18 protein-coding genes are annotated in these 20,551 nt (G+C 64.9%); 11 read left to right on the top strand and 7 right to left on the bottom strand.

The features are described 5' to 3' along the window. The first annotated feature begins 135 nt into the window (after nucleotides 1-135). The 8 genes from mtgA to ACQY4V_RS16905 all read left to right on the top strand — a co-directional run bounded on the left by mtgA (nucleotide 136) and on the right by ACQY4V_RS16905 (nucleotide 9,207). A complete protein-coding gene (gene mtgA / locus ACQY4V_RS16940; protein ID WP_428513679.1) occupies nucleotides 136-822 on the top strand; it encodes a monofunctional biosynthetic peptidoglycan transglycosylase in 687 nt (228 codons plus the stop codon). 57 nt (nucleotides 823-879) lie between these two features. After that, nucleotides 880-1,545, top strand: coding sequence for a glutathione S-transferase family protein (locus tag ACQY4V_RS16935; RefSeq protein WP_428517279.1), 666 nt, complete (start codon nucleotides 880-882; stop codon nucleotides 1,543-1,545). Nucleotides 1,546-1,665: 120 nt separating this feature from the next. Next, a complete protein-coding gene (gene queG, locus ACQY4V_RS16930; protein WP_428513677.1) occupies nucleotides 1,666-2,715 on the top strand; it encodes a tRNA epoxyqueuosine(34) reductase QueG in 1,050 nt (349 codons plus the stop codon). Between the two features lie 44 nt (nucleotides 2,716-2,759). Continuing rightward, entirely contained in the window at nucleotides 2,760-4,760 is a 2,001-nt protein-coding gene (locus ACQY4V_RS16925) for a hydantoinase/oxoprolinase N-terminal domain-containing protein (protein WP_428513675.1), read from the top strand. Between the two features lie 93 nt (nucleotides 4,761-4,853). After that, complete coding sequence (locus tag ACQY4V_RS16920) at nucleotides 4,854-6,053, top strand: glycine C-acetyltransferase (RefSeq protein WP_428513673.1); 1,200 nt, start codon at nucleotides 4,854-4,856, stop codon at nucleotides 6,051-6,053. Continuing rightward, on the top strand, nucleotides 6,050-6,970 hold the full coding sequence (locus ACQY4V_RS16915) for a PLP-dependent cysteine synthase family protein (protein ID WP_428513671.1): 921 nt from the start codon (nucleotides 6,050-6,052) through the stop codon (nucleotides 6,968-6,970). Before ACQY4V_RS16920 ends, ACQY4V_RS16915 begins: the two co-directional genes overlap by 4 nt. A 15-nt stretch (nucleotides 6,971-6,985) precedes the next feature. Next, nucleotides 6,986-8,017 carry an L-threonine 3-dehydrogenase gene (tdh, locus tag ACQY4V_RS16910; RefSeq protein ID WP_428513669.1) on the top strand — a complete coding sequence of 344 codons (1,032 nt, stop codon included), beginning with the start codon at nucleotides 6,986-6,988 and terminating at the stop codon, nucleotides 8,015-8,017. Nucleotides 8,018-8,196: 179 nt separating this feature from the next. Then, a complete protein-coding gene (locus ACQY4V_RS16905) occupies nucleotides 8,197-9,207 on the top strand; it encodes a GlxA family transcriptional regulator (protein WP_428513667.1) in 1,011 nt (336 codons plus the stop codon). On the opposite strand, the gene ACQY4V_RS16900 is transcribed toward ACQY4V_RS16905, so the two are convergent. Then, the gene (locus tag ACQY4V_RS16900) at nucleotides 9,164-9,694 is read right to left on the bottom strand and encodes a glutathione peroxidase (protein WP_428513665.1); all 531 of its coding nucleotides are present in this window, start codon (nucleotides 9,692-9,694) and stop codon (nucleotides 9,164-9,166) included. The genes ACQY4V_RS16905 and ACQY4V_RS16900 overlap by 44 nt on opposite strands. Before the next feature lie 132 nt (nucleotides 9,695-9,826). Here ACQY4V_RS16900 and ACQY4V_RS16895 point away from each other — a divergent pair, with 132 nt between their 5' ends. Next, complete coding sequence (locus ACQY4V_RS16895; RefSeq protein ID WP_428513663.1) at nucleotides 9,827-10,750, top strand: DMT family transporter; 924 nt, start codon at nucleotides 9,827-9,829, stop codon at nucleotides 10,748-10,750. On the opposite strand, the gene ACQY4V_RS16890 is transcribed toward ACQY4V_RS16895, so the two are convergent. From ACQY4V_RS16890 to ACQY4V_RS16870, 5 genes are all read right to left on the bottom strand, one after another. Next, complete coding sequence (locus ACQY4V_RS16890) at nucleotides 10,747-12,087, bottom strand: NAD(P)/FAD-dependent oxidoreductase (RefSeq protein ID WP_428513661.1); 1,341 nt, start codon at nucleotides 12,085-12,087, stop codon at nucleotides 10,747-10,749. The genes ACQY4V_RS16895 and ACQY4V_RS16890 overlap by 4 nt on opposite strands. Next, a complete protein-coding gene (locus ACQY4V_RS16885) occupies nucleotides 12,084-12,905 on the bottom strand; it encodes an ABC transporter permease (protein WP_428513659.1) in 822 nt (273 codons plus the stop codon). Before ACQY4V_RS16885 ends, ACQY4V_RS16890 begins: the two co-directional genes overlap by 4 nt. A gap of 79 nt (nucleotides 12,906-12,984) precedes the next feature. Then, a complete protein-coding gene (locus tag ACQY4V_RS16880) occupies nucleotides 12,985-13,878 on the bottom strand; it encodes an ABC transporter permease subunit (RefSeq protein ID WP_428513657.1) in 894 nt (297 codons plus the stop codon). After that, nucleotides 13,875-15,434, bottom strand: coding sequence for an ATP-binding cassette domain-containing protein (locus ACQY4V_RS16875; protein WP_428513655.1), 1,560 nt, complete (start codon nucleotides 15,432-15,434; stop codon nucleotides 13,875-13,877). Before ACQY4V_RS16875 ends, ACQY4V_RS16880 begins: the two co-directional genes overlap by 4 nt. A 63-nt stretch (nucleotides 15,435-15,497) precedes the next feature. After that, nucleotides 15,498-16,583, bottom strand: coding sequence for a polyamine ABC transporter substrate-binding protein (locus ACQY4V_RS16870; RefSeq protein WP_428513653.1), 1,086 nt, complete (start codon nucleotides 16,581-16,583; stop codon nucleotides 15,498-15,500). Between the two features lie 148 nt (nucleotides 16,584-16,731). Between ACQY4V_RS16870 and ACQY4V_RS16865 the strand changes: the two genes are divergently transcribed. Then, the gene (locus ACQY4V_RS16865; RefSeq protein WP_428513651.1) at nucleotides 16,732-17,427 is read left to right on the top strand and encodes a GntR family transcriptional regulator; all 696 of its coding nucleotides are present in this window, start codon (nucleotides 16,732-16,734) and stop codon (nucleotides 17,425-17,427) included. An 88-nt stretch (nucleotides 17,428-17,515) separates the two neighbouring features. Then, nucleotides 17,516-18,913 (top strand): aspartate aminotransferase family protein, encoded by a 1,398-nt coding sequence (locus ACQY4V_RS16860; RefSeq protein WP_428513649.1) that lies wholly within the window; start codon nucleotides 17,516-17,518, stop codon nucleotides 18,911-18,913. A 162-nt stretch (nucleotides 18,914-19,075) separates the two neighbouring features. On the opposite strand, the gene ACQY4V_RS16855 is transcribed toward ACQY4V_RS16860, so the two are convergent. Then, nucleotides 19,076-20,257, bottom strand: coding sequence for a M24 family metallopeptidase (locus ACQY4V_RS16855; protein ID WP_428513647.1), 1,182 nt, complete (start codon nucleotides 20,255-20,257; stop codon nucleotides 19,076-19,078). Between the last annotated feature and the right edge of the window lie 294 nt (nucleotides 20,258-20,551).

Here is a 20,551-nt window from a genome sequence, read left to right as displayed (position 1 = left end):
GGCGGGTCCGCCTTGCCTCCGGCGCGGATACGGTCCGACGGAACAAAGTGCCGATTGACCATCGGACCCCGGTTTGCACTATTGCGGGCAGCGATGGCCAGGAAAACGAGCAGCAGAAAATCCAGACCCTCGGTGATGGACCGGATCGCCGCCCCCGTCCTGTGGGCGCGGGTCTGGGTCGTGCGCGTGTTCCTGATCGTGGTGGTGATCGTCTGTGGCACGGTCCTGGCGCATCGCTGGTTCGCGCCCCCCGACACGCTCTACATGAAGCAGGAGGCGTTTCGCCTGGGCGAGATCCGGCACAGGTGGGTGCCGCTCGGTGACGTGGCACCCGTGATGGCGCGGTCGCTTGTGGCGGCAGAGGACGCCAATTTCTGCCTGCACTGGGGCTTTGACATGAACGCCATCCGCGACGCGCTGGAAGACGGCAGCGGGCGCGGCGCGTCGACCCTCAGCCAGCAGGTGGTCAAGAACGTCTATCTCTGGCACGGGCGCAGCTGGACCCGCAAGGCGCTCGAGGCCGGGCTGACCCCGGTGGTCGAGCTGTTCTGGTCCAAGCGGCGGATCATCGAGGTTTATCTGAACGTGGCGGAGTTCGACGAGGGGATCTTCGGCATCGACGCCGCCGCCCGGCACTATTTCGATGTCGCCCCGGACGCGCTGAGCGACGTTCAGGCCGCGCGGCTGGCCGCCGTCCTGCCCAATCCCAAGGACCGCTCTGCGTCCCGGCCCAGCGATGCCACGCGCCGGCGCGCCGCCGGCATCATGGACGGGGCGGCCACGATTCGCCGTGACGGGCGCGCGGCGTGTTTCGAGGATTGAAATGGACGCGCTTACAGGGCATTGAAGGACTGATTTCGCAAGATGACCGGACCCCCAATGGCCAAGCTCTATCACGTTCCACTCTCGCCCTTCTGCCGCAAGGTGCGGCTATGCCTCGCCGAGAAGCGGATCGAATGTGAACTGGTGGAGGAACGCTACTGGGAAGCCGACCCCGATTTCCTGCGCCGCAACCCGGCCGGCAAGGTGCCGGTGCTGCGGCTGGACGGCATGACCCTGTCGGAAAGCACGCCGATCTGCGAGTACCTCGAAGACAAGCACCCCGAGCCCGCCCTGATGCCCAAGGCGCACGAGGGCCGCTACGAGGTGCGCCGGCTGGTGGCGTGGTTCGACGATAAGTTCCACAACGAGGTGACGTCGAAACTGCTCTACGAGCGGGTGAACAAGAAGGTGATGGGCAAGGGCTTTCCCGACAGCACCAACGTCAAGGCGGGCGCCAAGGCGATCAAGTTCCACCTCGATTACATGGCATGGCTGCTGGACCGCCGCCGCTGGCTGGCCGGCGATGTGATGACGCTGGCCGATTTCGCCGCCGCGGCGCACCTGTCGAGTCTCGACTATATCTCGGACGTGGACTGGAACCGCTCGGACGTGGTCAAGGACTGGTACGCCAAGATCAAGTCGCGCCCGGCCTTCCGCAACATCCTGGCCGACCAGGTGCCGGGGTTCCCGCCGCCGGCGCATTATGCCGATCTTGATTTTTAGAGCGTGTCGCGCAAAAGTGGCGACCGGTTTTGCACTCCCAGGACAGGCTGCACATATTGAGGGGCTTTGCCCCTCGGCCTGCGGCCTCACCCCAGGATATTTTTGGCCAGAAGAAGAGCCATGAATGGGCTGAAACAGAGACTGGTTGCGCAAGCCTCGGCCGAAGGGTTCGACCTCTGCCGGGTGTGCCGGCCGGGTGACGTGCCACAGGTGCCCGAGCGTTTGGCCGCGTTTCTGGACAAGGGGTATCACGGACAGATGGAGTGGCTGGCCGACCGGGCGCACTGGCGCGGCGCGCCCGATGTTCTGTGGCCCGAGGCGCGGTCGGTGATCATGCTGGGCGAAAGCTATACGCCCGAAAGTGACCCGATGGCGACCCTGGACGACCCCGAGGTTGGCACCGTTTCGGTCTATGCCCGCAACCGCGACTACCACGACATCGTGAAAAAGCGGCTGAAACGTCTGGCGCGCTGGCTGATCGCCGAAGCGGGCGGCGAGGTGAAGGTTTTCGTGGACACAGCGCCGGTCCCGGAAAAGCCCTTGGGCGAGGCGGCGGGCCTCGGGTGGCAGGGCAAGCACACCAACCTCGTGAGCCGCCAGATGGGCAGTTGGTTCTTCATCGGGTCGGTCTTCACGACGCTCGAAATAGACACTGATTCTGCGGAAGAGGATCATTGCGGCTCTTGCCGCGCCTGTCTGGACATCTGTCCGACCGATGCGTTTCCGGCGCCCTACCAGCTGGATGCGCGGCGCTGCATCTCCTACCTGACGATCGAGCACAAAGGCCCGGTTGACGAGGAGTTGCGCGCAAAGATGGGCAACCGGATTTATGGCTGTGACGACTGCCTTGCCGTCTGCCCGTGGAACAAGTTTGCGGTCGAGGCGACCGAACTGCGCTATCACGCCCGCGACGATCTGGTCGCGCCGCCGCTGGCAGACTTGGCGCGACTGGACGACGCCGGCTTTCGCGTCCGGTTCTCGGGCAGCCCGATCAAGCGGATCGGGCGCGACCGCTTCGTCCGCAATGTGCTGTATGCCATCGGCAACTCGGGCCGGCCCGACCTGGCGCCGGTGGCGCAGGATTTGTGCGACGACCCCGATGCAACCGTGGCCGATGCGGCGCGATGGGCGGTAAAGCGGCTCGATCATGCCGCAAACGGACGGGATTAGCCCGCCGTTTGGCGGTAACCGAACCCCGGACGAAAGGGACCATCATGGCGATACTTCTGGGCGTGGATACCGGCGGCACCTATACCGACGCTGTTCTGGTGCGCGACGAGCGCGAGGTGATCGCCAGCGCCAAGGCCCTGACCACCCGGCAGGACCTGTCCATCGGCATCGGCGACGCGATCGAGGCGGTTCTGGCCCAAAGCGGCGTGACGCCCGATCAGATCGGGCTTGCCTCGCTGTCGACCACGCTGGCCACGAATGCGCTGGTCGAGGGACAGGGCGGGCGCGTCGGGCTGGTCTATATCGGCTTTCGCGAGCGCGACCTTGACACGCACGGCCTGACCGAGGCGCTGGCCGGGGACCCGGCGCTGGTGCTCGGCGGCGGGCACAACCACGCGGGCAGCGAGGCTGCGGCGCTGGATGAACCCGCGCTTTCCGCATGGTTAGAGACTGATCTGGGCGCCTCAGCCTTTGCCGTCGCCAGCCAGTTCGCCACCCGCAACCCCAGCCACGAGCTGCGCGTGGCCGAGATGATCCGCACCGCCACCGGCAAGCCGGTCAGCTGCTCGCATCACCTGTCGGCCAAGCTGAACGGGCCGAAGCGGGCGCTGACCGCGCTCTTGAACGCGCGGCTGATCGGCATGATCGCGCGGCTGATCGAAAAGGCCGAAGCCACGCTCACCCGGTTCGGCATCGACGCGCCGCTGATGGTGGTGCGCGGCGACGGTGCCCTGATATCCAGCGTCCAAGCGCGCGAACGCCCCATCGAGACCATTCTCAGCGGTCCGGCGGCCAGCATCGTCGGGGCGCGCTGGATGACCGGCGCCGATCACGCGTTGGTCTCGGATATCGGCGGCACCACCACGGATGTCGCCGTTCTGCGGAATGGCCGACCCATGATCGACCCGGCCGGTGCGCAGGTGGGTCCGTGGCGCACGATGGTCGAGGCGGTCGCCATGCGCACCACGGGCCTTGGTGGCGACAGCGAGGTGCACGTGATCGACGAAGGCTTGGTTGGCGGCGTTACGCTGGGCCCGCGCCGAGTGGTGCCGGTCAGCCTGATCGCGTTGGAAGACCCGGCCGCCCAGCACGCCGTGCTGGACGACCAGTTGCGCAATGACACGCCGGGCGAGCACGACGGGCGCTTCGTGCGCATCGTGCCGGGCGTGGACGCGGGCGGACTGGGCCCGAAAGACACCGCCCTGCTGGAGCGGATCGGCACGGGCGTGAAACCGCTGGGCGCGGTGCTGCGCAACCGGATGGACAGCGCGGCGATGCGTCGGCTTGTGGCCCGGGGCCTCGTGCAGGTCGCGGGCGTGACAGCATCCGATGCCAGCCACGTTCTGGGGCGGCTCGATGCCTGGGATGCCGAGGCAGCGCGCAAGGCCGTGCAGCTGATCGGGCGCAAGCGGACTGGCAATGGCAACCGCTTGTGTCCCGACCCCGGGGCGATGGCACAGATGATCGTCGATCAACTGACGCAACAAACGAGTTTGGCCTTGTTAGAGACTGCCTTTGCCGAGGGCGATGAAGACTTCGGCCTGCCCGCCGCACAATTGGCGCGGCATGTCCTGATGCAGAAAGGGCTGGACCAGCATCGCGGCTTGGTGCGGCTGGACACCGGGTTGAACGTGCCGGTGATCGGGCTGGGCGCCTCGGCCAGTAGCTATTATCCCGCGGTGGGCGCGCGGCTTGGTTGCGACATGATCCTGCCGGAACATGCCGGGGTCGCCAATGCCATCGGCGCTGTGGTCGGGCGCGTCACGATCCGGCGGCAAGGCACCATCACCAGCCCCGCCGAAGGCCGGTTTCGCGTGCATTTGGAAACCGGGCCGGAAGATTTCGTTGAGTCGGAAAAGGCGATGGAGCGGCTGGAAGACGTCTTGAAATCCGACGCGCGCCAAACCGCCCTCGCCGCGGGCGCCGAGGACCTTCAGACCGGCATTACCCGCGACATCAAGACCGCGCAAGCCGAGGCGCGGGAGGTGTTCCTCGAGGCCGTCATCACGGTTGAGGTCAGCGGGCGGCCGCGCATCGCGTCGTGACCGGCGGAACTAGGGTGAACCGACGGCTGCGCTTGTGATCTGCGGCTGTTACATTGAGTATTCGAGGAACGAAGAAAGCGGGGGGAGCGCACCATGTGGGCGGCCGAGAAATTTGATGCGGACATAGCCGGGCGCCTCGAAGGGCTGCGCGACGACGGGCTTTACAAGACCGAGCGGGTCATAACCTCGATGCAGGCCGGCGAGGTGACGCTAGACGGCGGGCACGAAGTGGTGAACCTTTGTGCCAATAATTACCTCGGGCTTGCCGACGATCCGGAGGTCATTGCCGCCGCGCATGACGCGCTCGACCGCTACGGGTTCGGCATGGCCAGCGTGCGGTTCATCTGCGGCACGCAGGAAGAGCACAAGGCGCTGGAAGCGCGGATCGCGGGGTTCCTCGGGACAGAGGACAGCATCCTTTACGCCGCCGCGTTTGACGCGAATGCCGGTTTGTTCGAGACGATTCTGGGCCCCGAGGACGCCATCATTTCCGACGCCCTGAACCATGCCAGCATCATCGACGGCGTGCGCCTGTGCAAGGCGCAGCGCTATCGCTATGCCAACAGCGACATGGCCGATCTGGAACGCTGCCTGAAAGAGGCTGAAGGCGCGCGCCATCGCCTGATTGCCACCGACGGCGTGTTCAGCATGGACGGCTATATCGCCAGGCTGGACCGGATCTGCGACCTGGCCGAGCGGTATGACGCGATGGTCATGGTCGACGATTGCCACGCCACCGGCTTCCTGGGCGACACCGGGCGCGGCAGTCATGAACATTGCGGGGTCATGGGCCGCGTCGACATCCTGACTGGCACTTTGGGCAAGGCGATGGGCGGCGCCTCGGGCGGCTATACCGCGGCCAGCGCGCCGGTGGTCGACTGGCTGCGGCAGCGCTCTCGGCCTTACCTGTTTTCCAACACCCTCGCGCCGGTGATCGCCGCCGCCTCCCTGCGCGTCTTCGACCTGCTGGAGGAACGAGGCGACGAATTGCGCGGTCGGCTGTGGGACAACGCCGCCTATTTCCGTGAGCGGATGGGCAAGCTGGGGTTCGAGTTGCTGCCCGGGCAGCATGCGATCATCCCCGTCATGCTGCGCGACCCCAAGCTGGCGCAGGAAATGGCCAAACGGCTGAACGACCGAGGCGTCTATGTCACAGCCTTCAGCTTTCCGGTCGTGCCGCGCGAACAGGACCGCATCCGCACTCAGATGAGCGCCGCCCTGACCCGGCCCATGCTGGACCGCGCCATCGACGCGTTCGAGGCCGTGGGTCGCGAGCTGGAGGTCATCGCGTGACCGTGCTGCCCTCTGTCATCGAGGCCATGGGCGACACGCCCTTGGTCGAGTTGAGCCGTATCAGAGACGCATTGCACCTCAATGGCCGCATCCTCGCCAAGCTCGATTACCTGATGCCCGGCTTTTCCAAGAAGGACCGCGCGGCGCGGGCGATCATCGAAGGCGCGCGCGCCACGGGCGACCTCGCACCGGGCCAGACCGTGGTGGAATTGACCTCGGGCAACATGGGCACGGGGCTGGCCATTGTCTGCGGCGTGCTGGGCCATCCGTTCGTCGCGGTGATGAGCGAAGGAAATTCCGAGGAGCGCGCCCGGATGATGCGGGCGCTGGGGGCCGAGGTGATCCTCGTCCCGCAGGCCCAAGGCAGCCGCAAGGGCGAGGTCTCCGGCGCGGACCTCGCGCTGGTCGATGCCGCCGCGCAGGAGATCACGGCAGAGCGGGGCGCCTACCGCGCCGACCAGTTCGAGCGGGCGGGCAATCCCCTGTCGCACGAGATGGGCACCGGCCCCGAGATCTGGGCGCAGTCGGGCGGCACGGTCACCGCATTCTGCGACTTCATCGGCTCGGGCGGCACGCTGGGCGGCGTGACGGCCTATCTTGGCCCGAAGGGCGTGCGCTGCTACGGAATCGCCCCCGACAAACCCGATCACCCGATCCAGGGCGGCGGCTACTCCATGCCGGACCTCACGCATCTGAAATCCGCCGATCTGGCCGGAACAGTCACTGTTTCGGGCCGCGACGCCGCCGAGGCGGCCCGCCTTCTGGCCCGCACCGAAGGCATCTTTGCCGGCTACTCCGCCGGGGCCAACCTGGCCGGTGCGATCCAGCTGCTGGGCGGCATCGAACAGGGCGGGACAATCGCCATCGTGATGTGCGACAGCGGCCTCAAATACCTCAGCACCGATTTGTGGGACTAGAACATGCAGAACCAGATGAAAGCCCTTGTAAAGGCCAAGCCCGAACCGGGCCTGTGGATGGAGCACGTCCCGGTCCCCGAACCGGGGCCGAGCGACGTGCTGATCAAGGTGAAGAAATCGGCCATTTGCGGCACGGACGTGCATATCTGGAAATGGGACGAATTCAGCGCCAAGACCGTGCCCGTTCCGATGGTCGTCGGTCACGAATTCGTCGGCGAGATCGTCGATATGGGCCGTGCCGCAATGAAATACCGGATCGGCCAGCGGGTCAGCGGCGAGGGGCATATCGTCTGCGGCGCCTGCCGGAACTGCCGCGCCGGGCGCGGGCACCTGTGCCGCAACACCAAGGGCGTGGGCGTCAACCGCCCGGGCTCCTTTGCCGAGTATCTTTGCATCCCCGAATCCAACGTCGTCCCGATCCCCGAGGATATCCCCGACGAGATCGCCGCCATTTTCGACCCGTTCGGCAACGCCGTGCACACCGCCCTGTCCTTCGACCTGGTGGGCGAGGATGTGCTGGTCACCGGCGCCGGGCCCATCGGCATCATGGGCGCGCTCGTGGCGCATAAGGTCGGCGCGCGCAAAACGGTGATCACCGACATCAACCCCTATCGCCTGAACCTCGCCCAAAAGATGGGCGTGCAGCACGTGGTCGATACCAGCCGCGAACAGCTGCGCGACGTGATGGATCAAATCGGCATGACCGAAGGCTTCGACGTGGGGCTGGAGATGTCCGGCGCGTCGGCGGCCATGCAGCAGATGATCGCGCGCATGAACAACGGCGGCAAGGTTGCCCTGCTGGGCATCGCCCCCACCGAGTTTCCGGTCGACTGGAACACCGTCATTTTCAAGATGCTGCACATCAAGGGCATCTACGGCCGCGAGATGTACGAGACCTGGTACAAGATGATCGCTCTGGTGCAGTCCGGGCTGGACGTCTCCGGCCTCATCACGCACCGGATCGGCATCGACGACTTCGAGGACGGCTTCGCCGCGATGATCTCGGGCAATTCCGGCAAGGTGGTGATGGATTGGGGTGTGTCCTGAGGGCTTGGCGCGCGTGATCCGGCCCGTCACAGAGATGTGGCGGATTGGATCAAATCGTGTCGCCTGCGGACCTGTTTCTGCCGAAAACCCGCGCGACAGGCAGGGCCGGTCCGGGTGATTGGTACCGCCCACGCGTCCCGTCGACGGGCCGTGCGTGACCCACAGCCAAAGATCTCTTGATGCGCGACACCGACCAGCCGCCGAAACGCTATGTCTTCCTGCTGATCCCCGGCTTTTCGATGCTGGGCTTCACCTGTGCGCTGGAATCCCTCAGCCTCGCCAACCGGCATTCCAGCAATCGCACATTTTATGAATGGCGCCTGCTCAGTGCCGATGGCGCGCCAGCCCGGGCCTGGAACGGCGTGACCGTCACCGTGGATGGCGCGCTGGAAGAGTTGCGCCGCGAGGACACGCTGGTGGTCTGTGCCGGCCACGCCGCCGCCGCCGGCAGCACCAGGGACGTGCTGGCCTGGCTGCGGCGCGAGACGCGCAAGGGTATCACCTTCGGCTCCCTGTCCAGCGGCGCCTACACGCTCGCGCTGGCGGGCCTGATCGCGGGGCGCCGGGTCAGCACCCACTGGGAATACGTCGATGCCCTGACCGAGGCCTTGCCGCAGGTCACCGTGCAGGACACGATCTATTCCGTCGACGGCCGCGTGTTCTCCTGCGCCGGCGGCGCATCCTCGATGGACCTCATGCTGCACCTCATCGGCGAGGATTACGGGCCAAAACTGGTGGAATACGTGGCCGAACAGATGGTCTATACCGCTCCGCGCGACCACAGCCAGTCACAGCGCCTGTCCCTGCCCGCCCGCGTCGGACGCGGCAACCGCCGTTTGACCCAGGCGATCGAGATCATGCGCGGCAATATCGAGGATCCGCTGAAACTCAGCGAGCTGGCCACGCTGATTGGCGTGTCCGTGCGCCAGCTGGAACGGCTCTTCATGGCCTTCCTCAACACTTCGCCCAGCCGCTATTACCTCGAAATCCGGCTGGAAAAGGCTCGAAACCTGCTGCGCCAGACCGAGATGAGCATCACCGAGATCAGCGTGCTCTGCGGTTTTACCAGCCCGACGCATTTCTCGCGTGCCTATCGCAAGCTCTACAGCATCGCCCCCAGCAAGGAGGCGGACGCAACCACCCCCGTCAGCCGCCCGTCCGGGCCAGCAGCTTCTCGATCTCGCCGGTGATCGTGGACGACATCGGTTTGACGGGCGAGCCGTAGTTGCCCACGACCTTGCCCTCGGGGCTCAGCAGGATCTTGTTGAAATTCCAGCGCGGCGTGAACCCGGCCTCCTGCGCCACCGAGCGATAGAACGGGTGCGCATCGCGGCCGCGCACGTTCGTGATGCCGGTCATCGGCAGGGTCAGGTCATAGTTCACTTCGCAGAAATCCTTGACCTCGTCCTCGCTTGCCAGCTCCTGGTTGAAATCGTCCGACGGCACCGCCAGAACGACCAGCCCGCGCTCGCGATATGTGTCGTAAAGCGCCTGCAGATCCGAATATTGCCCGGTGAACCCGCACATCGACGCGGTGTTCACCACGAGGACCGGCTGTCCCTGCCAGTCCGACAATCGGTGCGTGCCGCCGTCGATATTGGTGAAGGTGGATTGCAGGTCCAGCGCAAGCGCGGGAAGGGCGAAAACCGTGGCCAGAAAGCCAAGAAGAAAGCGCATGATCATACTCCGTAACTATAGGGCGGTACGCGCCGCGGCCCAGCCCGGATCACTTCGATCATACCGGCCTTGCGCGGACGGCGATTGATTTTGCCGTCGCTTTCCGTCACGTCAGGGGGACGGAGACGCTCCATGAAACCTCTCACGGGCATTCTGCTCAAGCTTGTCGCGGTGACGCTGTTCATCGTCATGTCGGCCCTGATCAAGGCCGCATCAGACACTGTTCCGCCCGGACAGGCGGTTTTCTTCCGCTCGTTCTTTGCCATTCCGGTGATCCTGGCCTGGCTGGCGATCCGGGGCGAAATGTCGATCGGCCTACGGGTGAAATCCCGCCTGGGCCATTTCTGGCGCGGGTTCGTGGGCACCACGGCCATGGGCCTGATGTTCGCCGGTCTGGGCCTGTTGCCCCTGCCCGAGGTCACGGCGCTGGGCTATGCCGCGCCGCTTCTGGTGGTGGTCTTCGCGGCGATGTTCCTGGACGAAAAGGTCGGCATCTTCCGCCTCGGCGCCGTGGCGTTGGGCCTCGTGGGCGTGCTGGTGGTGCTGGCCCCGCGCCTGACCACGCTGGGCGGGCCGACGGTGGAAACCGCGCAGGCCGTGGGCGCGGTGCTGGTGTTGTTGGGCGCGGTCTGCGCGGCGCTGGCGCAGATCTACATCCGCAAGCTGGTGCAGACCGAACAGACCAGTGCGATCGTGTTCTACTTCTCGCTGACCTCGACGCTGCTGTCGCTGCTGACCCTGCCCTTCGGATGGGTGATTCCGGGCGCAACAGAGACTGTTTACCTGGTTCTCGCCGGTCTGATCGGCGGGCTCGCGCAGATCTTCCTGACCTCGGCCTACCGCTTTGCCGATGCCAGCGTCATCGCGCCCTTCGACTATGCCTCGATGCTGTTCGCCATCGCCATCGGGTATTTCATCTTCGACGAGGTGCCGACCGGGCAGATGCTGATCGGGGCCGCGCTGATCGTGCTGGCCGGGATCATCATCATCGTCCGCGAACGTCAGCTGGGCCTGCAACGCGGGCGCGCCAAGGCGCTGAAAACGCCGCAGGGTTAGCGGTCAAGCCACGCGTAATGCAGGTAGGCGGGTCGCATCAGCATGCGGCGGAACCGCCCCAGCGGAAACTTTCGCGGCCTGTGCCGTAGTGGCGCCGGGTAGGGCATGTCGGGTGTTTCGCCCCGCACGAGGTCGGCCAACAGCCGCCCCGCATAGCTGCCCATCGACACGCCGTTGCCGTGATAGCCGAACGCCGCGAATCCGCCCGGCATTTCCGGGATCGGCCCGGCATAGGGCACCAGATCGCGCGTCACGCACACGAAGCCCGACCAGAAATGCGGGGTCTCCACATGCGCCCAGGCGGGAAACATCTTTTCGAAATCGGCGCGGATCATCGCCCGTATCTGCGCCTCGGTGCCGGGCGAATGCCGCAGCCCCCCGCGCATCCCCATCAGCATCCGGTTGTCCGGCATCAGGCGGAAATAGTGCAAAAGGTGGCGCGTGTCGTAACACATCTGCCGGCTGGTCCAGCCCTGCGCGGCCAGTTCCTCATCGCTCATCGGCCGGGTGACGATCACGCTCGATTGCGTCGGCAGATACCGCGCGCCCATCCAGTCCGGCAGGTTGTCCGAGCTGTAGCCATTCGTCGCGATAATGAACTTTTCCGCTGTAACAGAGCCTTTGTGGGTGTGCAGCCGATAGTGCCCGTCGGCCAGGCTCTCGATCCGCGTGACGGCGCTGTGACCATGCACCACGGCCCCCGCCGCCTCGGCCGCCCGGCAAAGCCCCAGCGCGTATTTCCGCGGATTGAGAGCGAACCCGATGGGCATGGTGGAGGCGCCGTGAAACGGCCCTCGGAACCCCGCCTGCGACAGCTCCTCGCGCGGGGTCAGTGTGGGCGTCACGCCATAAAGGTCCCGTGTCGCCGCGGCATCCTCCCGCATCGCCTCGAAATCCTTGGGGCGATGGGCCAGCTGCGTCTCGCCCTCCGAATGACGGTCCACGTCCAGTCCCAGCCGCTCGATCAACCCGCCCACGTGATCCACCGCCGCCATTTCGGCCCGGGCAAAGCCGAGCGCCTCGGCCTCGCCGAACTTCGCCTTTATCTCGGAATGGCTGGCCTTGGCACCGCCCAGGCAACAGAACCCGCCATTGCGGCCCGAGGCGCCCCAGAACGGGTGCTGCGCTTCCAGCACGGTGACGCCCACGCCCGCCTCGGCCAGGCCCAGCGCGGCGTTCAGCCCGGTAAACCCCGCGCCGATGATGGCGACATCGGTGGTGGTGTCCCCCTCCAGCGCGGGCCAGTCGCCCGGCGGCACGGTATCCGCCCACCAGCAATCGGCCACCGGCGCGGCGCCATACGCGCCCTCTTCCCAGATCCGCTTGAGCATCGTCATGCCTCGGCCCTGACCGCGGCCTTCTCGTCGGCCTCCTGGCGCAGCAACTGGCGCTTGGAAATCAGCGAGGCGGAAATCACGCCGACCGCGACAATCGCGATCAGGATCGTCGACAGGGCGTTGATCTCGGGGCTGACCCCCAGCCGGATCGACGACCAGATCTTGATCGGCAGGGTCGTGGCCGACGGGCCCGCCGTGAAGCTGGCGATCACCAGGTCATCCAGCGACAGGGTAAAGGCCAGCAGCCAGCCCGATATCACCGCCGGCGCGATGATCGGCAGGGTCACCAGCCGAAACGCCGAGAACGCCGAACAGCCCAGGTCCAGCGCTGCCTCTTCCAGCGACTTGTCGAAGCTGACCAGCCGCGAGGACACCACGACCGACACGAAGCACATTGAAAAGGTCGTGTGCGCCAGGATGATCGTCAGCACCCCGCGGTCCAGTCCGACGCCGATGAAGAGCAAGAGCAGCGACAGGCCGGTGATCACCTCGGGCATCACCAGCGGCGCATAGATCATGCCCGAAAACAGCGTCCGCCCCCAGAACCGCCCCGCGCGCACCAGCACATAGGCCGCCATCGTGCCCAGAACCGTCGCGATGGTCGAGCTGACCACGGCGACCTGCAACGTCACCCACGCGGCATCGAGAAACGCTTCGTTCTGCAACAGCTCGCCATACCACCGGGTCGAAAACCCGGCCCAGACGGTGACGAGTTTCGACGCGTTGAAGCTGTAGATCACGAGGATGATCATCGGCAGGTACAGGAACGCAAAGCCCAGCGTCAGGGAGGTGGTGTTGAACCACGTTAACCGCCTCATCGCGCCCCCTTCCGTGCCCGGTCGCCAAAAGCTTTTTCCAAGCTTTCGGCAAAACTCTTGTGGAGAGTTTTGCTCGCGCTCATCCTTCCGCCTCCCGCTGTTTCTGCTCGTTGCGCTGGAACAGCACGATCGGGATGATCAGGATCAACAGCAGGATCACGGCCACCGCGCTCGCCACCGGCCAGTCGCGGTTGTTGAAGAACTCCTCGAACAGCACCTTGCCGATCATGAGCGTCTGCGATCCGCCCAGCAGCGACGGAATCACGAACTCGCCCACCACCGGGATGAACACCAGGAAACAGCCCGCGATGATGCCGTTCTTCGACAACGGAAACGTCACCAGCCAGAAGGCCGTCAGCCGCGAACAGCCCAGATCCTCGGCCGCTTCGAGCAGGCTGTCATCCATCCGCTCCAACGCCGAATAGACCGGCAGAATCATGAACGGCAGGTAGGTGTAGACGATCCCGATATAGACGGCGACATTGGTATTGAGGATCAGCAGCGGCTCGGAAATCAGACCCAGACCCAGCAGAAGCTGGTTCAGGTAGCCTTCGGTCGACAGGATGCCCATCCACGAATAGACCCGGATCAGGAAGCTGGTCCAGAACGGCAGGATCACCAGCATCAACAGCGTCGGCCGCCAGTGGTTCGGCGCGCGGGCCATGGCGTAGGCGATGGGATAGCCCACCAGAAGCGTCAAGATGGTCGAGAAAAAGGCGATCTGCAGCGAGGAAAGATAGGACTTCCAGTACAGGTCGTCCTCGGCCAGGAACACGAAATTCTCGAAGTCGAGCGCGGCGAAGAACCCCTTGATCCCCTCCCACCCTTCGGAAAGATCCAGCTGCGGCGTGTAGGGCGGGATCGACAGCTCGATGTCCGACAGGCTGATCTTTAGCACGATGGCGAAGGGCACCAGGAACAGCGCCAGCAGCCACAGGTAGGGCACGAGAATGAGGATCAGACGCCGGGTCATGACGTCAGCACCACGCCCGCCGTGCCGGTCCAGCTGACCCAGACCTCGTCTTCCCAGGTGATGTCCCGCCGCGAGATGCGCCGCGTGTTGGCCAGCTGCGCCTTGATCATCGTGCCGTTTTCCAGCTCGACGTGATAGGTCGACAGGTTGCCCAGGTAGGCGATGTCGATCACCTTGCCCTTCAGCGCGTTGACCGCATCGGGTTTCGTCTTGGAAATCCCGATCTTCTCGGGGCGCAGGGCCAGTTGAACGTGCTGGCCGTCCTCTACTTCCGGTCCGTCGAGCGCGATCAGCGGCGGCTGACCCTCGGCCCAGTCGATGGTGATGCCACCGTCGGGAATTTCCGTGGTTTCCGCCGGAACAGTCTCTGGGTGCGCCGCCCTTGTCTCTGCCTTTGCCACCGTCGCGGCGGTGGGGCTCGGGGGCGGCAGTTGGCGCACGATGTCGGTGCGCGGGCCGAACACCCTGGCCCAGACCTTGTCATGCAGCCACAGGCCCATCCGGTTGGGTTGCGGTCCCTGCGGCGCCTGCGTGGCAGGCTTTGCGCTTTCCTCCGCAGGCTCCGGCGCGGGCTTGGCAGGCTTTGCACTTTCCTCGGCCGGTTCCGGCGCGGGATTGTCTGCGACCGGCGCGTCGGGTTCTGCCGGGACCCCGATTTCGGCTACGGCCTCGGGCGTCTCGACAGTCTCCGTTTCAGGTGTTTCCGCCTCTTGCGGCGCCGCCTCGGCCTCGGATTCCGGCGTCTCGGCCATCATCGGATTGGCCCCCGGCGCGCGGTTCATCGCCGTGCCGGAAAACAGCGTCACGTCGCCGATGAAATCCGCCACGTAGGCCGTGTTGGGCGCCTCGTAAATCTCGTCGGGCGTGGCGATCTGCACGATCCGCCCGTCATCCATCACCGCCACGCGGCTGGCCACGGTCATCGCCTCTTCCTGGTCGTGGGTGACGATGACGAAGGTCGTGCCGGTCTTTTCCTGGATATCCATCAGCTCGAACTGCGTGTCCTGCCGCAGCTTTGCGTCGAGCGCCCCCAGCGGTTCGTCCAGAAGCAGCAGTTTCGGCCCCTTGGCCAGGCTGCGCGCCAGTGCCACGCGCTGCCTCTGGCCGCCGGAAATCTGGTGCGGCTTGCGCTTGGCGAATTTCTCCAGCCGCGTCAGCTTCAGCATCTCGTCCACCCGCGCCGCGATCTTGTCGGCGGGCAGCTTGTCGCGCTTCAGGCCGAAGGCGATGTTCTCCCAGACCGACAGGTGCGGAAACAGCGCGTAGGACTGGAACATCATGTTCACCTCGCGCTTGTTCGGCGGGATCGGCGCGATATCGCGCCCGCCCAGCAGGATCGTGCCCTCGGTCGGCGCCTCGAACCCCGCCAGCATCCGCATCATCGTCGTCTTGCCACAGCCCGACGGGCCCAGTAGCGCAAAGAATTCCTTTGCGTAGATATCGAACGACTGGTTGTCGATGGCGGTGAACGTCCCGAACCGTTTGGTCACATTCCTGAACTGGATGAGCGGTTTCTCATTCGGATCGTCCCACGGCGCGAACTTGCATTCCGGCATTGCTGTCCCCTTGAAGGAATGAACCCGCGCGGGTGCGCCGCGCGGGTCCTGTCATGTCCTGCGTCAGGTGCCGGACTTGATCTTGGTCCACATGCGGGTCACGACCCGCTGCACCTTCGCCGGATAGGGCGTGGTGGTGTAGAGGTTCTCGAGCGTCTCCTCGTTCGGATAGACCGCCGGATCGTCGATCACGTCCTCGATCAGGAATTCCTGCGAGGCCTTGTTGCCGTTGGCATAGTAGACATAGTTCGAGGCCGCCGCGATGTTCTCGGCATCCATGATGAAGTTCAGGAACGTGTGCGCCCCCTCGGGGTTCGGCGCATCGGCCGGAATCGCCATCATGTCGAACCACATCAGCGCGCCCTCGCTGGGCGCGTTATAGGCGATCTCGACACCGTTGCCGGCCTCCGCCGCACGGTCGCGCGCCTGCAGGATGTCACCCGACCAGCCGAAGGCCACGCAGATGTCGCCATTGGCCAGCGCGTTGATGTATTCCGAGCTGTGGAATTTTTGCACGTAGGGCCGCACGCCCATCAGCACCTCTTCGGTCTTGGCGATCACGTCCGGGTCGTGGCTGTCGGGGTCCTCGCCGATATATTGCAGCGCGGCGGGGATCAGCTCGACCGGCGCATCCAGGAAATGCACGCCGCAGCTTTGCAGCTTCTCCATGTTCGCCGGGTCGAAGATCAGCGACAGCGAGTCCACGGGCGCGTCCTCGCCCAGCACCTCGGCCACCTTCGCGGTGTTCACGCCGATACCGGTCGTGCCCCACATGTAGTTGATGGCATATTCGTTGCCGGGATCGTATTTCGCCGTCCGCTCCTCGATGACATCCCACATGTTGTCCAGGTTCGGCAGTTGCGACTTGTCCAGCTTCTGGAACGCGCCCGCCGCGATCTGGCGTTGCAGGAAGGTGCCCGACGGCACCACCACGTCATAGCCCGAGCCGCCGGCCAGCATCTTGGTTTCCAGCACTTCGTTGCTGTCGAACACGTCATAGACCAGCTCCAGCCCGGTCTCTTCCTCGAACTTGGCCAGCAGGTCTTCGTCGATATAATCGGACCAGTTGTAGACGCGCACTTCCTGCGCCATGGCGCTTGTCGCGCCCAGCGCCAGCACGGCGGTCATGGTCAGAAACTTCTGTGTCATTCAGTATCTCCCCTTGGTTCGATGCCTGTCGCATCTTGGCCCCGGATTTGATCAAACAAAACCGGACATGGCAATATGGTAATGCTTTCATGCAGCCGCTAAACTCGCAAGGTGATTGCGAGGATCACCGCGACGGAAAGCATACCCTATGAGCAAACCCGCCCAGAAAATCGGCACGGACAGCGCGGAAGCGGTCCGTGTTCCGGCGCACGAGCTGATCTATCGCGAGCTGCGCGCGCTGGTGCTGTTCGGGGACCTGGCGCCGGGGCAGGCGGTCACGATCCAGGGGCTGACCGACCGCCTGGGCGCGGGCATGACCCCGGTGCGCGAGGCGATCCGCCGCCTGACCGCCGAGGGCGCGCTGGAGTTCCGCGGCAACCGCCGCGTCGTGGTGCCCACACTGACCGCCGACAATATTTCCGAGCTTATCCTTGCCCGCCAATGGCTTGATCCGCACCTTACTTTACGGGCGACCGAGCGCGCGGGGCTGGAAGACCTCGACCACCTGACCGCGCTCGACCGGGATCTGGACGCCGCCATCGACGGTGGCGATCTGCGCGCCTACCTGGAACTGAATTACGCCTTTCACGCGCATATCTACACCATCGCCGACGCCCCCATCCTGGCCGACCTGGCCGAGGGATTGTGGCTGCGCTTTGGCCCGTCCCTGCGGGTGGTCTGCGGCCGGATGGGCACCCAGAACCTGCCGGACAAGCACAAGGACATGCTGGACGCCATGCACGCCCGAGATGCCGAAGGCGCGGCCCGCGCCATCCGCGAGGATGTGATTCAGGGAATGGAGCAGGTCCGCGTTTCACTGGAGCAATCCGCCGGTTTGGCGTGATTCGATTGACTCCGAATAATTTGATCATATTCTGGGCCAAACGGACCGGGCCGCCCCGTCCGATCCTCCGCTCACGAAAGGTACCGCCATGACCGCCATCACCAATCATATGCCCACCGCCGAGCTTCAGGCGCTGGATGCCGCGCATCACCTGCATCCCTTCACCCACGGTGACGCGCTCAACAAGAAGGGCGCGCGCGTCATCACCCGCGCCAAGGGCGTGACCCTGACCGACAGCGAGGGCCACGATTATCTCGACGCCATGGCGGGGCTTTGGTGCGTCAACATCGGCTATGGCCGCGAAGAACTGGCCGATGCCGCCGCCCGCCAGATGAAGGAACTGCCCTATTACAACACCTTCTTCCAGACGACCCACGTGCCCGCCATCGCGCTGGCCGACAAGCTGGCGCAACTGACGCCGCACGACCTCAATCACGTGTTCTTCGCCTCCTCGGGGTCCGAGGCGAACGACACAAATATCCGCCTCGTGCGCACCTACTGGGAACAGAAGGGCCACCCGGACAAAAAGGCGATCATCAGCCGCAAGAACGCCTATCACGGCTCGTCCATGGGCAGCGCCTCGCTTGGCGGCATGGCCGCGATGCACGCCCAGGGCGGGATGCCGATACCGGACATCCACCACATCGACCAGCCCTACTGGTACGGCGAAGGAAAAGACACTGATCCAGCCGAATTTGGCCTGGAACGTGCCCGCCAGCTTGAGGAAAAAATCCTCGAACTGGGCGAAGACAAGGTCGCCGCCTTCATCGGTGAGCCGGTGCAGGGCGCCGGTGGCGTGATCGTTCCGCCCGAAACCTACTGGCCGGAAATCCAGCGCATCTGCCGCAAGTACAACATCCTGCTGATCGCCGACGAGGTGATTTGCGGCTTCGGGCGCACCGGCAAGTGGTTCGGCTCGGAAACCTTCGACATCAAGCCCGACGTCATGACCATCGCCAAGGGCGTCAGCTCGGGCTACGCACCGCTGGGCGGTTCGCTGGTCAGCGACGAGGTGGCCGAGGTTCTGAACAGCTGCGAATTCGCCCACGGCTATACCTATTCGGGCCACCCGGTGACCTGTGCGGTGGCGCTGGAAAACCTGCGCATCCTCGACGAGGAAGGCATCGTCACCCGCGTCGGCACGGAAACCGCGCCCTACCTGAAGGAAAAATGGGAAACCCTGGCCGACCACCCGCTGGTGGGCGAGGCGGCGATCTGCGGCATGATGGGCTCCATCGCGCTCAGCCCCGACAAGGCCAGCCGCGCCAGGTTCGCCGCCGATGCCGGCACCGCCGGTCTTATCTGCCGCGAGCATTGTTTCTCGAACGGCCTGATCATGCGCCACGTGGGCGACCGCATGGTCATCTCGCCGCCGCTGGTCATCTCCAAGTCCGAGATCGACACCCTGGTCGAACGCGCGAACCTCGCGCTCGACCTCGCGCACAAGCAGTTGAAAGACGAAGGCCTGATGAAGGCAGCGAGCTGAGCCGTTTGACATACCGTGGCGCGCCAAAGCAACGCGCGCCACGGTAACGATCGGGTCGCTGAACGGTCCACCGTCGCGATACCACACGGATACCGACGCGATACCGACGCGGTTTTTCGAACCCTGCCGGCATTAACCAGGGTTTCCGCCGGCTGATTCGCGTCAGTCCTTGACGAACATCTGCCGGGGCATGTTGCACAGGCATTCCGCCGGGCCGTCCTCGTTGATCAGGATCGTCTCGGTCGTCTCCAGACCCCATGTGTCCATCCACAGCGCGGGCATGAAATGGAACACCATGCCGGGTTCCAGCACCGTCTCGTCCTCCAGCCGGATCGACGCGGTGCGCTCGCCCCAATCGGGCGGATAGCTGACGCCGACGGGGTAGCCCATGCGCCCTTCCCGCTTGATCTCGTACTTGGCCAGCACGTCCAGAAGCGCCTGCGCGATGTCCCGCGTCCGGTTGCCGGGACGGGCCGCTTCAAGCCCTGCCTGAATGCCTTCCAGCTGCGCCTTTTCGGCGTCGCGAATGTCCTGCGGCGGCTCGCCGCCAAGGAACACGGTACGGCACAGAGGAGCGTGATATCGGCGGTAACACCCTGAAAGCTCGAAGAAAGTCGCCTCGCCCGGCTGCATCGGGTTGCCGTTCCAGGTCAGGTGCGCGGCGGTGGCGTCAAGACCCGAGGGCGTCAGCGGCATGATCGCCGGATAGTCGCCCCAGTCGTCGTCCACGCCCTCGATCCCGGCTTTCAGAATGCTGGCCACGAGGTCGTTCTTGCGTAGCCCCGGCTCTGCCATATCAATAGCGGTGCGCATCACTTTCTCCGAGATACGAGCCGCCTTGCGGATCAGCACCAACTCCTCGTCGGACTTCACGATCCGCTGCCAGTTCACCAGCGTTGTGGCGTCGACGATCTTGGCATTCGGCATCTCGGCGCAGAGCACCGCATGGGCCTTGGCGGAGTAGTAGTAATTCTCCATCTCCACCCCGATCGTCGCCGTCTCCAGCCCGTACCGCTTGAGCACTTCTGCCAGGTCCTGCATCGGGTGCCGCTCGGTCGACTGCACGAAATGGTCGCCATATCCGAGGATGAAATCATTCTCCATCCAGCAGGTCCTGCGACCCCCCAGCATGTCCATATGCCGGCCCCACCACAGCGGCGGGCCGTCCATCGTCAGGATCGCCCCCTGGTGCACGTAGAAGGACCAGCCGTCATAGCCGGTCAGCCAGTTCTGGTTGGAGGGGTCCGTGATAAAGACCGCATCGAGCCCGCGCTCTTCCATCGCGGCACGCGCCCGCTTGAGGCGGCGGTCGTACTCTACGGGGGTGAAGGGCAGGTCTTTCATGGTCTGATCGCTCCTCGTCTTGGTCGGGCCGGACAGCACGTGCCGGGATGCCCCGAAGGTGCATGCTGGGCGACAGGAATGCACGAAAAAAAACTTGAGAGACAGAAGTTTGGTGGGGTCCCGGAATGGCCGCTTGCGGGCGCCCATGCCCGAGTCAAGCGCTGTGAACAGAGGGCCAACAGGCCAGTGATGCGTCATCAGGCAGGAAATCTGACTTAAATCCGGGCGACCTTGGTTAATTTTCCTTCGGAGCTGCCTGCTGTGGAAAAACTCAATGAGTTTGCTTGCATCGCC

It is taken from the genome of Roseovarius sp., from assembly GCF_965277045.1.
GTDB lineage: Bacteria > Pseudomonadota > Alphaproteobacteria > Rhodobacterales > Rhodobacteraceae > Roseovarius.
This window is presented reverse-complemented; position numbering and strand designations above follow the sequence as displayed.

Bases quoted from the DNA above. Each gene is read 5' to 3' on its own strand.
- ACQY4V_RS16855 (WP_428513647.1), bottom strand. From the start codon at position 20,257: ATGAAAGACCTGCCCTTCACCCCCGTAGAGTACGACCGCCGCCTCAAG.
- ACQY4V_RS16895 (WP_428513663.1), top strand. From the start codon at position 9,827: ATGAAACCTCTCACGGGCATTCTGCTCAAGCTTGTCGCGGTGACGCTG.
- ACQY4V_RS16890 (WP_428513661.1), bottom strand. From the start codon at position 12,087: ATGACGATGCTCAAGCGGATCTGGGAAGAGGGCGCGTATGGCGCCGCG.
- tdh (WP_428513669.1), top strand. From the start codon at position 6,986: ATGAAAGCCCTTGTAAAGGCCAAGCCCGAACCGGGCCTGTGGATGGAG.
- ACQY4V_RS16870 (WP_428513653.1), bottom strand. From the start codon at position 16,583: ATGACACAGAAGTTTCTGACCATGACCGCCGTGCTGGCGCTGGGCGCG.
- ACQY4V_RS16905 (WP_428513667.1), top strand. From the start codon at position 8,197: ATGCGCGACACCGACCAGCCGCCGAAACGCTATGTCTTCCTGCTGATC.
- ACQY4V_RS16860 (WP_428513649.1), top strand. From the start codon at position 17,516: ATGACCGCCATCACCAATCATATGCCCACCGCCGAGCTTCAGGCGCTG.
- ACQY4V_RS16865 (WP_428513651.1), top strand. From the start codon at position 16,732: ATGAGCAAACCCGCCCAGAAAATCGGCACGGACAGCGCGGAAGCGGTC.
- ACQY4V_RS16880 (WP_428513657.1), bottom strand. From the start codon at position 13,878: ATGACCCGGCGTCTGATCCTCATTCTCGTGCCCTACCTGTGGCTGCTG.
- queG (WP_428513677.1), top strand. From the start codon at position 1,666: ATGAATGGGCTGAAACAGAGACTGGTTGCGCAAGCCTCGGCCGAAGGG.
- ACQY4V_RS16875 (WP_428513655.1), bottom strand. From the start codon at position 15,434: ATGCCGGAATGCAAGTTCGCGCCGTGGGACGATCCGAATGAGAAACCG.
- ACQY4V_RS16920 (WP_428513673.1), top strand. From the start codon at position 4,854: ATGTGGGCGGCCGAGAAATTTGATGCGGACATAGCCGGGCGCCTCGAA.
- mtgA (WP_428513679.1), top strand. From the start codon at position 136: ATGGACCGGATCGCCGCCCCCGTCCTGTGGGCGCGGGTCTGGGTCGTG.
- ACQY4V_RS16900 (WP_428513665.1), bottom strand. From the start codon at position 9,694: ATGCGCTTTCTTCTTGGCTTTCTGGCCACGGTTTTCGCCCTTCCCGCG.
- ACQY4V_RS16925 (WP_428513675.1), top strand. From the start codon at position 2,760: ATGGCGATACTTCTGGGCGTGGATACCGGCGGCACCTATACCGACGCT.
- ACQY4V_RS16935 (WP_428517279.1), top strand. From the start codon at position 880: ATGGCCAAGCTCTATCACGTTCCACTCTCGCCCTTCTGCCGCAAGGTG.
- ACQY4V_RS16885 (WP_428513659.1), bottom strand. From the start codon at position 12,905: ATGAGGCGGTTAACGTGGTTCAACACCACCTCCCTGACGCTGGGCTTT.